This is a genomic window from Sphingomonas sp. GW821-FHT09E03 (assembly GCF_059416225.1).
In genome coordinates this window covers 730145-741731 of the sequence record NZ_JBWKOS010000001.1, presented here as the reverse complement: position 1 = coordinate 741731, position 11587 = coordinate 730145, and the positions used below count along the sequence as shown (strand labels likewise).

General features: G+C 68.5%; 9 protein-coding genes and 1 tRNA gene. 3 read left to right on the top strand and 7 right to left on the bottom strand.

Features of this window, described 5'->3' with window-relative positions; translation table 11 throughout:
- The first annotated feature begins 1 nt into the window (after position 1).
- Positions 2–733 carry a 3'(2'),5'-bisphosphate nucleotidase CysQ gene (locus AC07M8_RS03910; RefSeq protein WP_495173068.1) on the top strand — a complete coding sequence of 244 codons (732 nt, stop codon included), beginning with the start codon at positions 2–4 and terminating at the stop codon, positions 731–733.
- 20 nt (positions 734–753) lie between these two features.
- Here the strand turns inward: AC07M8_RS03910 and AC07M8_RS03905 are convergent, their stop codons facing one another.
- From AC07M8_RS03905 to AC07M8_RS03895, 3 genes are all read right to left on the bottom strand, one after another.
- Positions 754–1758 carry a bile acid:sodium symporter family protein gene (locus AC07M8_RS03905; RefSeq protein ID WP_495173067.1) on the bottom strand — a complete coding sequence of 335 codons (1005 nt, stop codon included), beginning with the start codon at positions 1756–1758 and terminating at the stop codon, positions 754–756.
- A gap of 51 nt (positions 1759–1809) precedes the next feature.
- Positions 1810–2181 (bottom strand): hypothetical protein, encoded by a 372-nt coding sequence (locus AC07M8_RS03900; protein WP_495173066.1) that lies wholly within the window; start codon positions 2179–2181, stop codon positions 1810–1812.
- A 133-nt stretch (positions 2182–2314) separates the two neighbouring features.
- Positions 2315–2391 (bottom strand) — tRNA-Arg (locus tag AC07M8_RS03895).
- Between the two features lie 80 nt (positions 2392–2471).
- Here AC07M8_RS03895 and AC07M8_RS03890 point away from each other — a divergent pair.
- On the top strand, positions 2472–2981 hold the full coding sequence (locus AC07M8_RS03890) for a hypothetical protein (RefSeq protein ID WP_495173065.1): 510 nt from the start codon (positions 2472–2474) through the stop codon (positions 2979–2981).
- 22 nt (positions 2982–3003) lie between these two features.
- Here the strand turns inward: AC07M8_RS03890 and AC07M8_RS03885 are convergent, their stop codons facing one another.
- Both AC07M8_RS03885 and hemB read right to left on the bottom strand, forming a co-directional pair.
- Positions 3004–5229 (bottom strand): fused MFS/spermidine synthase, encoded by a 2226-nt coding sequence (locus AC07M8_RS03885; RefSeq protein WP_495173064.1) that lies wholly within the window; start codon positions 5227–5229, stop codon positions 3004–3006.
- Entirely contained in the window at positions 5222–6211 is a 990-nt protein-coding gene (gene hemB, locus AC07M8_RS03880) for a porphobilinogen synthase (protein ID WP_495173063.1), read from the bottom strand. The genes AC07M8_RS03885 and hemB overlap by 8 nt, the downstream gene beginning before the upstream one ends.
- Positions 6212–6279: 68 nt before the next feature.
- Between hemB and AC07M8_RS03875 the strand changes: the two genes are divergently transcribed.
- Positions 6280–7164 carry a diacylglycerol/lipid kinase family protein gene (locus AC07M8_RS03875; protein ID WP_495173062.1) on the top strand — a complete coding sequence of 295 codons (885 nt, stop codon included), beginning with the start codon at positions 6280–6282 and terminating at the stop codon, positions 7162–7164.
- Positions 7165–7205: 41 nt separating this feature from the next.
- On the opposite strand, the gene AC07M8_RS03870 is transcribed toward AC07M8_RS03875, so the two are convergent.
- Both AC07M8_RS03870 and AC07M8_RS03865 read right to left on the bottom strand, forming a co-directional pair.
- A complete protein-coding gene (locus tag AC07M8_RS03870) occupies positions 7206–8648 on the bottom strand; it encodes an MATE family efflux transporter (RefSeq protein ID WP_495173061.1) in 1443 nt (480 codons plus the stop codon).
- 177 nt (positions 8649–8825) lie between these two features.
- A complete protein-coding gene (locus AC07M8_RS03865) occupies positions 8826–11504 on the bottom strand; it encodes a valine--tRNA ligase (RefSeq protein ID WP_495173060.1) in 2679 nt (892 codons plus the stop codon).
- Positions 11505–11587 lie beyond the last annotated feature (83 nt).

Genomic DNA, 11587 nt, shown 5'->3' with positions numbered 1-11587 from the left:
CATGACTGATGCCGATCTCGCCCGCGCGATCGCGCTCGAGGCCGGCGCGCTGCTGCTCGACATCCGCGCCCATAGCGGCTGCACCGGCCGCCTCCTCGGCGACCGCGGTGACGAGGATGCCAACCAGCTGATCATCAGGCGCCTGCGCGCCGCGCGCCCGGCCGATTTCATCCTCTCGGAGGAGTCGATCGACGACACCGCCCGCTGTGCTGCCAGCCGGGTGTGGATCGTCGATCCGCTCGACGGTACCCGTGAATATGCCGAGGGCCTCGCCGATTGGGCGGTCCACATCGGCCTCGCGGTGGATGGCCGCCCCAGCATCGGCGCGGTCGCGGTGCCCGCCGCCGGCAAGGTCTATGTCACCAGTGACGCGCCTTATGATCACCCCTGCAGCGATCCACCGCGGATGGTGGTCAGCCGCACCCGCGCCCCCGACGTCGCCCGCCGCGTCGGCGAGGCGCTCGGCGCGACGCTGATCCCGATGGGTTCGGCCGGTGCCAAGGCGATGGCGGTGGTCGACGGCCGCGCCGATATCTACCTGCATGACGGCGGCCAGTTCGAATGGGACAATTGCGCGCCCGCCGCGGTGGCGCTTGCCGCCGGGCTGCACGCGTCGCGGATCGACGGCGCGCCGCTGGTCTACAATTGCCACAACCCGCTGTTGCCCGACCTGCTGATCTGCCGCCGCGACCTTGCCGCCCCGGTGCTCGCCGCGATCGCCGCGGCAGGCTGACCAGACCGGGCGAATGCCCCTCACCCGTTCGTCGGTTGCCCTTGGACGTCCTGACCTGCCGCGGGTGCCCCCGCATAACGCCGCGCGATCAGCGCGCAGGCGATCAGCTGGATCTGGTGGAACAGCATGATCGGCAGCAGCACCACGCCCACCTGCGCCGCCGGAAACAGTACCCCGGCCATCGGCACTCCCGAGGCCAGGCTCTTCTTCGAGCCGCAGAACAGCAGCACGATCGCATCCTCGCGGCTGAAGCCCAGGGCCCGCCCGACCAGCCAGGTCACCCCCAGCACCACGCCGAGCAGCACCGCGCACAGCAGCAGGATGATCCCGAGACTGGCGGGAGACACCCGGTGCCACAGCCCCTCGACCACCGCGGCGCCGAACGCACTATAGACCACCAGCAGGATCGACCCGCGATCGACCACGCCGAGCAGCGCCTTGTGGCGGCTGACGAAGCCACCGATCCACGGCCGCAGCAACTGCCCGGCGACGAACGGCACCAGCAGCTGCAGCACGATCGATTCGACCGCGCCAAGCGAGATGCCGCTCCCCCCGCCACCCATGCCGCCGATCAGCACCGCGACCAGCGCCGGGGTGAGCACGATGCCGATGAGGTTGGAAAAGGATGCGCTGCACACCGCCGCGGCGACATTGCCGCGCGCGATCGCGGTGAAGGCGATCGAGGATTGCACCGTCGAGGGCAGCAGGGTGAGGAACACCATGCCGATCGCAACCGGCGCGGTGAGCCCGGGCACGTGGCTCATGGCGATCCCCAGCAACGGAAACAGCACGAAGGTGGTCGCCAGCACCGCAGCGTGCAGCCGCCAGTTGCGCGCGCCCTCCCAAATCGCCTCGCGCGACAGCTTGGCGCCGTGGAGGAAGAACAATAGCACGATGCCGACATCGGCGGCGTAGGCGACCACCGTGGCGGCCTCGCCGCGGGCGGGTAGCACCGTGGCAAGCAGCACGGTGGCGAGCAGCATCAGGATAAAGGGCTCGAACAGCGACAGGAAACGGCGGATCATGCGCCGGCCTTAGCGGTCCTGCCGGACCTTGGCATCCCCGAGTCCGGCGGATCAGGCGATCCGCTTCAGCCGCATCGCCGACCAGTCCTGATCGATCGCGATCTGGCTCACCGTGTCCAGCCGGCGCGTGATCATTGCCGCCCGAATCAGGTCGCGATTGAGGTCACGGGCCAGAAGGGAGGTCAGCTTGGGATAGCCGACCCACAGGATGCAGCCCTCGCCGAGGCGCGGCAACCATGTGTCGAGGCCTGCGTCGAGCGCGGCGCGGTCAGCGGCGAACAGCAGCACCACCTCCGCCTGGTCCGGCGCGACCCGCGCCTCGGGCCGCCCAATCGCGGCGTCCACCGCCGCCGGTGCCTCGATCACGGCGAGGCGACGATCGCCCTTCACCTGCAGCCGTTCGCCAATCGACTTGTCCGACATCGCGTCCTCCTGCCTTCGCCGGCAACGCTTGCCGACGATGCGAGATTATCGCCGCACGTCTGGATGGGAAGGGCAGCACCGATCGCCGCCACAAACAACAATCCCCGCCAAGCCGGGGCTTGAGCGGGGATGGTGGTGCACCCAGAGCGATTCGAACGCCCGACCCTCAGATTCGTAGTCTGATGCTCTATCCAGCTGAGCTATGGGTGCATTGGAGGCGCGCTGATAGCAGACCGATGAAACCACGCAAGTGCGTTGCGTCACTTTTCTCCGCCGCATAGACCCGCGTCATGAAAATCACCGCCGCCGCTCTCGCGTGCCCGATCGTCCTCGCCCCGCTACTCGCGGCCTGCGCCACCGACTCGGGCACCTACCCTTCGCTGGCGCCGCGCCCGATCGAGAAGCTCGGGTTCGCCGAACCCGCCACCAGGCCGGTGGAGGCCAAGCCGGATCCGGCGCTTGATGCCAGGATCGCGACGCTCGGCACCTCGCTCGAGGGCGTCGCCAATGGCTTTGCGGCGGATGCCGCCAAGGCCGATGCGGCAGGCCGCAAGGCGCGCGGTGCCGCGGTCGGCAGCGATGCCTGGCTCGATGCGCAGACCGCGCTTGCCCAGCTCGACGATTGGCGCGCGCAGGCGTCGTCGCTTCTCACCGACCTTGACCAAGCCGCGAGCGATCGCGCGGCGAGCCTAGCGCCCGCCTATCCGGCGCTGACCACCCTGCGCGGCAAGGCCCAGGAAGAGGTCGACGCGCAGACCGCGACCATCACCCGCCTGCAGCACGCCCTACCCGCCGCCTAGGATGAGGGGCGGGCGGCGCCGATCAATGCTGGCGCCACTTGAGAAGCGGCAGGATGGTCGAATAATCATCGGTCCAGGCGGCGAACCCCGGCCGGGCGTGGATCGGCGCCCAATCGGCATCGAGCGCCTTGAGCGCCTTGAGCGCATTCGGGTTACGTGACAGCGCGATCCACTGGCTCGGCGAGGCGCCTGGTTCGAGCGGCGTCGGCCGATACATCAGCTGCAGCGCGCTCCAGCCGCCGTCATGCGCCGCAGCCGCCACCACGGGTTCGAGATCGAGGAAGCGATTGGAAATGTGCACCAGCAAAAGCCCGTCGGGCGCGACCACCCGCGCATACGTCGCGAACGCCTCGGCGGTCATCAGATGCATCGGGATCGCGTCGGACGAGAAGGCGTCGAGCGCGAGGAGATCGAGGCTCGCTGGCGTGTCGTGCGACAGGCTAATGCGCGCATCGCCGAGCCGGATGGTCGGCCGCGGCAGGCAATCGCGCAGATAGGTGAACTGCCCGGTGTCGCGCGCAATCCGCACCACCGCGGGGTCGATCTCGTAGAAGCGCCATTGCTGGCTGGGCCTGGCGTAGCAGGCGAGCGTGCCAGTGCCGAGCCCGACCACGCCGACCTGCGCGTGGGGACCATAAAGCGCGTCGAGCAGTTCCATCGCCTGGCCGACGCCCGAGCCCCGCGCATAATAAGTGGTCGGCGTACGTTCGCGCACCGGACTGCCCTTGAGCTGGATGCCATGCACCGTGGTGCCGTGATCGAGCTCGCGCACCCCGGACCGTTCGCGCACGGTGTAGACGCCGAAATAGCTGCGCGTCCGCGCTCCGCTCTCCCACGACAGCGCCACCGAGCGGTAGCCGCCGAACAGCGTCAGCGCGGAAGCGAGGATGATCGCATAAGGCAGCTTGTTGCCGACCGAGAGCAGGCCGATGCCGGCGATGACGATGAACGCCACGCCCTGATGGCCCTCGCCGAACAGATCCTGCGGCCCCGCAAAGGTCAGCACGAACAGGACCAGCAGCGCGACGGCGATCGCGCCATAAGCGGCGAACTTGCCGTTGCCCCACCATAGATTGCGGATTCCGGCGGTGAGATAGACCTGCGGCACCAGCAGCCCGGCGGCGAAGATCAGCAGCGGATATTCGTAGGTCCAGTCGAACAGCACCGGCGCGATCAGGCCGGCGAACACGCCGCCGAGCGCGCCGCCGAGCGCCATCGCCAGATAGAAGCCGGTCAGCCGGTCGGGCGCCGGGCGCAGCCGGTAGAGGTGGGTGTGCAGCGCCACCGACACCATGAACAACAACAGGAGCGCCATCGAGACGTTGATCAGCGGCTGGGCGTTGAACCCGCCGATCATCACGCCGCCGAACAGCAGCACGGTGATCGGCGCCACCCGGGTGAGCAGGTCCGCGGTCTCGCGTCGTGCGGCGAAGGCGATGGTGAAGCTCAGCAGATAGAGGCCGAGCGGCAGCACCCACAGCAGCGGCATCGCGACGATGTCGGTGGTGATATAGGTGGAGGTCGCCAGCATCAGCCCCGAGGGCACCAGCGACAAGGCGATCCAGTGGAGCACGCGGCGGCGACTGGCCGGCGCGCTGGTCGGCAGCACGTGCGCAGCGACCGCGGCGCGCGGCAGCCGGGTTGCGCAGGCGAGCACCAGGGCGATCACCAACAGATAACCGCCGCTCCACAGCCAGCTCTGGCCATGCAGCGCCATCAGCGGCTCCACCAGCAGCGGGTAGGCGATCAGCCCGGCGAAGCTGCCGACGTTTGACGCAGCATAGAGCGCATAGGGATCACCGCCGCGGCTCGACAGCGCGAACCAGCGCTGCACCAGCGGTGCCTGCGCCGCGATCGCGAAGAACAACGGCCCGATCGACGCGCCGAGCAGCAGCGGCACGCCAAGCGCCGGCGTGAGCGTCGCCGGCAGATCGATCGCGACGAGGCCGATCGGCAGCCAGGCCGCGGCGACCAGCAGCACGCCAAGGTGGATCGCCGCCTGCGCGCGCGGCTTCAGCGCGCCCAGCGCATGGGCATAGGCATAACCGCCGAGCAGCAGCGTCTGGTAGACCAGCATCGCCGAATTCCACACCGCCGGCGCGCCGCCGAGCCGCGGCAGCGCCATCCGCGCCACCATCGGCTGGACCAGGAACAGCAGGAACGATCCGGCGAGGATCGTCACCACGAACAGGGCTCGGCCACCCCGCCCCATCGTGCCGGCGGTATCGGCCGCGGCGCGATCAGCCATTCATCAGCCGCGCGGCATGAGCGGCATGATAGGTCAGCACGCCCGAACAACCGGCGCGCTTGAACGCCATCAGCGTCTCCATGACGAGCGCGTCGCGGTCCCCCGCCCCGGCCGCCACCGACGCCTCGATCATCGCATATTCGCCCGACACTTGATAGGCGAACACCGGTACCTCGAAGCGCTGCTTCACCCGCACGATGATGTCGAGATAGGGCAGCCCGGGTTTGACCATCACCGTGTCGGCGCCCTCGGCCAGGTCTAGCGCCACCTCGCGCAGCGCCTCTTCGGCATTGGCGTGGTCCATCTGGTACGTCTTCTTGTCGCCCTTCAGCAGCCCGCGGCTGCCGACCGCGTCGCGGAACGGGCCGTAGAAGCCGCTGGCATATTTGGCGGCATAGCTCATGATCTGGACATTGTGGGCGCCCTCCCCCTCCAGCGCGGCGCGGATCATGCCGATCCGGCCGTCCATCATGTCCGATGGCGCGATGATGTCGGCACCGGCCCGCGCCTGGTTGAGCGCCTGCTCGATCAGCAGCTCGGCGGTGGTGTCGTTGACGACATAGCCGGCCTCGTCGACCAGTCCGTCATGACCGTGGCTGGTGTAGGGATCGAGCGCCACATCGGCGAGCACGCCGACCTCGGGCACCGCTTCCTTGAGCGCGCGGATCGCGCGGCACATCAGGTTGTCGGGGTTGAGCCCTTCGCGCCCGTCCGGGGTCTTGAGCTCCGCCGGCGTGTAGGGAAACAGCGCCACGCACGGGATGCCGAGGTCGCGGGCCTCCTTGCCGCGGGCGATGATGCCGTCGACCGACCAGCGCGACACCCCCGGCAGCGCTCCGATCGGCTGTTCCACGCCCTCACCATCCACCACGAACATCGGCCAGATCAGGTCGGCAGGCGTCAGCACGGTCTCGGCGTGCAGGCGCCGGCTCCACGCGCTGGCACGGGTGCGGCGAAGACGAAGGGCGGGATAGCTGGACATGCGCCGGCTTTGCGGGATCGGACGGCGAATGCCAAGCGTTGCGGGGGCGTAACTTGTGGGATGATCGAGTGAACGCCATCAAGTCCGCCGCGCTGATCGTCAACGCCAAGTCCCGTAAAGGACAGCGGCTGTTCGAGCGCGCCTGCGCGGCGATGGCCGATCTGCCCTATCCGGTCGACGCGCATGCGGTGGAGGAACCCGAGGACCTCGAGGACACGGTCAACAAAGCACTGGCGAAGAAGCCCGATCTCGTCATCCTCGGTGGCGGCGACGGCACGATCAGCGGCCTTGTGGACCTGCTGGTCGGCAAGAACGTGATCCTCGGCGTGCTCCCGCTCGGCACCGCCAACAGCTTCGCGCGCACCCTTGGCGTGCCGCTCACCGTCGAGGGCGCGATCGAGGTGCTACGCAGCGGCCATCCCAAGCGGATCGACCTCGGCATGATCGACGGCGACTATTTCGCCAATTGCGCGGCAATGGGGATCAGCCCGCAGATTGCCGAAACGGTGCCGCACAACCTCAAGAAGGTGCTCGGCCGGGTCGGCTATCTCGGCTGGGCGGCGTGGCAGTTCGTGCGCTTCCGGCCGTTCACGCTGATCGTCGGCGACGGCACCCAGGAACACCGCATGAAGGTGGTCGAGGTGCGCATCTCCAACGGCCCCTATCACGGTGGCCAGGAACTGGTGGACGCCGCCGAGGTCGATTCGGGCGAGATCGTCATCCAGGCGGTGTGCGGCCATGTGAAGCGCAACCTCGTCAAGAACTGGGTTGCCAGCGTGTTCCGCCACGACGCCCGCCACGAGCACACTCGCGACTTCCGCGGCAAGAGCCTCACCGTCCGCACCGAGCCGCCGCTGCCGATCTCGATCGATGGCGAGGTGCTGGCCAAGACTCCGGTGACGGCGAAGATCGCCGCCGGCGTGATCGAGGTGATGGTGCCGATCGAGGCGTAGCACGAAGACCCGCCCTCTCGTCGGCTCGGCATGGCTCCAGCCTACCCCGTCGGCTGCAACCGCCCGCCCGGCTCGCCCGCGGCATGGGCATGCTCGCCCGCCTCGTCGGGGTCCGGCGGCACCACCACCGAGCCGCGCCGCCAGTTGCCGTACCGGTAATAAGCGATCGCCATCGCCAGGTTCACGCACGATCCCAGCGGAAAGCTCCACCACAGGGCATCCGCGCCGATCCAGCCCCGCGCGCCGAGCGCGAAGCCGAGCCGCACCGGGTACATCGCCACGATCAGGCAGATCAGCGGCGCGATCACCGCGCCATTGGCGCGCACGGTGGCGAACAGCACCATGGTCATGCCGAAGATTACGAAGTTCCAGCTCGCGATCAGCTGGATGTGGCGCGCGATCGGCAGTGCCGGCGAGCCGCCGGTGACGAACAGCGTCATCACTTCGCGGTCGAACAGCAGGATCGCCACCACCATCGCCCCGGTCAGCCCGACGGTGTAAAACAGGCCGTAACGGGTGATGTTGCCCACCCGGTCCCACCGCCCCGCGCCGATATTCTGCGCCGCCATCGCGCTCACCGCAGCGCCAATCGCCATCGCCGGCATCTGGATATAGGTCCACAATTGCTGGCTCACCGCATAGGCCGCGGCGGTATCCACGCCCAGCCGGTTGACCAGCCCGACCATGGTAAGCCCCGCGGTGCTCATCACCAGCATCTGCGCGCCCATCGGCAGCCCCTTGCGGATGATCGTCGCCGCCAGCGTGCGGCTCGGCACCAGCCAGGCGAGCTCATGGCCCTTCAGCCGGATCGGCAGGTCGCGCGCATAGACATAGGCGACCAGCCCGAGCGCCGAGATGTGGTTGGCGATCAGCGTCGCCGTCGCCGAGCCGGCGATGCCCATCTTCGGGAACGGCCCGATCCCGGCAATCAGCAGCGGGTTGAGCCCCGAATCGAGCACCACGCTCAGCGCCATGAACCACAATGGCGTCATTGAATCGCCGGTGCCGCGCAGCCCCATCATCAGCAGCACCAGCAGCATCGAGGCGGGCAGGCCGAGGAAGATCACCTGAAGGTAATCCTCCGCCAGCCCCATCGCGCTGCCGGGCGTCGCGAGCAGCCTCAGGATATCGGCCGAGAACATCCAGCCGGCGAGCGCGATCGCGACCGAACCGCCGAGCACCAGCCCCACCGCCGAGCCGAACGCCCGCCGCGCACCCTCGAGGTTGCGCCGCCCGAAGCTCTGCCCGACCAGGATGGTGGCCGCCATGCCGAAGCCGAACACCGCGCCGAACATCAGGAACATGATGATATTGGCGTTGGACGTCGCCGCCAGCGCCCCCTCGCCGAGGAAGCGCCCGACCCAGATCGTGTTGATCGAGCCGTTGAGCGACTGGAGGATGTTGGAGCCCAGCGTCGGCAGCGCGAAGGCGAGCAACGTCGAGCCGATCGAGCCGCTGGTGAGGTCGCGCTGGAGCTTCGCCAAATCCTGTCCTCTCCTGGGTCGTGGATCGCTCAACAGTCGAGCGTTGAGGGCGATCCCGCCCGCTTGTTCCGCACCGACCAACACCGTCACCTTAGAGAACGCTGGGGTCTCATGCGGCTCCTTCTCGAATTGAGCCGCACGAGATGCCAGCCTGCGCTGGCATCTCGTGCGGGGAGCTTACCCCAGCCGCGCCAGCGCTGCCCCCAGCCGCTCGGCCTCGGCCGCCTTGTCGGCATGATCGGCCTTGGCTTTTTCCACCGCCTCGGGTTTGGCGCGCTCGACGAAGCTCGCATTGCCGAGCCGCCCGGCGAGGGCATCGCGCTCCTTGGCGGCGGCGGCGATCGCCTTGGCCAGCCGCGCCTTTTCCGCCTCGAGATCGATCACGCCCTCGAGCGGCAGCACATAGGTTGCCTCGTCGACCACCACCTGCGCCGCGCCACCCTCGGCGTCACCCGCGGCGAGCGTCACCCGCGCCAGCCGAGCGAGCACCGCCGCCTGCCGCTCGAGCCGCCCCGCGGTCTCGCTGCCGGCGTCGCGGACGTGGAGCGCCAGCCGCGCACCCGGTGGCACGTTGAGCTCGGTCCGCGCCGCGCGCACCTCGCTGACCAGCCGGATCAGCCAGTCGATCTCCTGCTCCGCCGCCGGATCGAGGCTGCGCGCATCCGCGATCGGCCAGCGCGCGACGATCAGGTCATGGTCGCGATCCGCCATCGCATGCCATAGCTCCTCGGTGATGAACGGCATGAACGGGTGGAGCAGCACCAGGATCTGGTCGAGCACCCAGCCAGCGACCGCCTTGCTCTCCGCGTCGATGGCGCCGCGCTCGTCGCCCACCGACACCGGCTTGATCAGCTCGAGATACCAGTCGCAGAACCGGCTCCACACGAACTGGTAGATCGCATTGGCCGCGCCATCGAAGCGATAGTCGGCCAGCGCCAGATCCACCGCCTGTACCGTCCGGATCGTCTCGGCGATGATCCACTGGTTGACCGCGAGCGACGCCTCCGGCGCCTCGAGCGTCGTCGACCCGCCGATGCCATTGGCCTGGCAGAAGCGGCTCGCATTCCACAGCTTGGTCGCGAAGTTGCGATAGCCCTCGACCCGCTTCTCATCCATCTTGATGTCGCGGCCCTGGCTCTCCATCGCCGCCATGAAGAAGCGCAGCGCATCGGCACCATATTGGTCGATCAGCCCCAGCGGGTTGACGACATTGCCCTTCGACTTGGACATCTTGGCGCCATCGGCGGCGCGGACCAGGCCGTGGAGGTAGAGCGTGCGGAACGGCACGTCCGCCATGAAGTGCAGCCCCTGCATCATCATCCGCGCATCCCAGAAGAACAGGATGTCGAAGCCCGAGATCAGCACGTCATTGGGGTAGCGGCCGCCAAGCGTCGGATCGGCGGCGTCGGGCCACCCCAGGGTTGCAAACGGCCACAGCGCGCTCGAGAACCAGGTATCGAGCACGTCGGGATCGCGCACCAGCGCCACGCCCTCGCCGGCTGCCGCCTGTGCTTCCGCCTCGGTCTCGGCGACGAACACCCGGCCGTCGCCGGCGAACCATGCCGGGATCTGGTGGCCCCACCACAATTGCCGCGACACGCACCACGGCTGGATGTTCTCCATCCAATTGAAGAAGGTCTTCTCCCAGGTCTTCGGGACGATCTTGATCTTCTCCGAGCGCACCGCCTCAATCGCCGGCCGCGCCAGCGTCGCCGCGTCGACATACCATTGATCGGTCAGCCACGGCTCGATCACCACGCCCGATCGGTCGCCATAGGGCGTCTGGATCGTACGCGGTTCGGCGTCATGCGCCTCGCCGTCCTTGTCGAGGTGCGGCACCAGCACGCCCGCATCCTTGAGCAGCTGGACGATCGCCTTGCGCGCCTCGGCGCGATCGAGCCCGATCAGCGCATCGGGGATCAGCCCGTCAGCGGTCTGGACGATGCGCGCCTTGGCATCGAGCATGTTGAGCATGTCGCGCGCGGCGATCCCGGCGCGCACGCCGACCTCGAAATCGTTGAAGTCGTGCCCCGGCGTGATCTTCACCGCACCCGAGCCAAGCTCGGGGTCGGCATGGTCGTCGGTGATGATCGGGATCAGCCGACCAGTGATCGGCAGGCGCACCTGCTTGCCGACCAGCGCCGCATAGCGCTCGTCGCTCGCATTCACCGCCACCGCCATGTCGGCGAGCATCGTCTCGGGCCGCGTCGTCGCCACCCGGATGGTGCCGCTGCCATCGGCGAGCGGGTAATCGAGGTGCCAGAAGCTGCCCTTGATCTCGCGCGTCTCCACCTCGAGGTCCGAGATCGCGGTGCCGAGTCCCGGGTCCCAGTTCACCAGCCTTTTGTCGCGGTAGAGCAGGCCCTGGCGGTGCAGCTCGACGAACACCTTGAGCACGGCCTTGGAAAAGCCCTCGTCCATGGTGAACCGCTCGTTGGTCCAGTCCATCGAGCAGCCGAGCCGGCGCAGTTGCTGGGTGATCTCGCCGCCGCTCTCCTGCTTCCAGGCCCACACCTTGGCGATAAAATCCTCGCGGCTGAGATCGGTGCGCTTCTCGCCCGCCGCCGCCATCTGCCGCTCGACCACCATCTGCGTGGCGATGCCGGCGTGATCGGTGCCGACCACCCACAGGGCGTCCTTGCCCTTGAGCCGCGCGTGGCGGACGAGGATGTCCTGCAGCGTGTTGTCGAGCGCGTGGCCGATGTGGAGGCTGCCGGTGACGTTGGGCGGCGGGTTGACGATCGTCCACGGTTCCGCGCCCGGACGGTCGGGGCGGAACAGCCCGTTCGCCTCCCAATGCTGGTACCAGCGGGTTTCGATCGCGGCGGGGTCGAAGGTCTTGGGAAGGTCGCTCATGCGGGTGGCTTTAGCGGGGCAAGGCGCGGTTCGTCACCCCCCACCGGGCTTCGACCACCAAGCTGCCAGCTCGGCCCTCATCC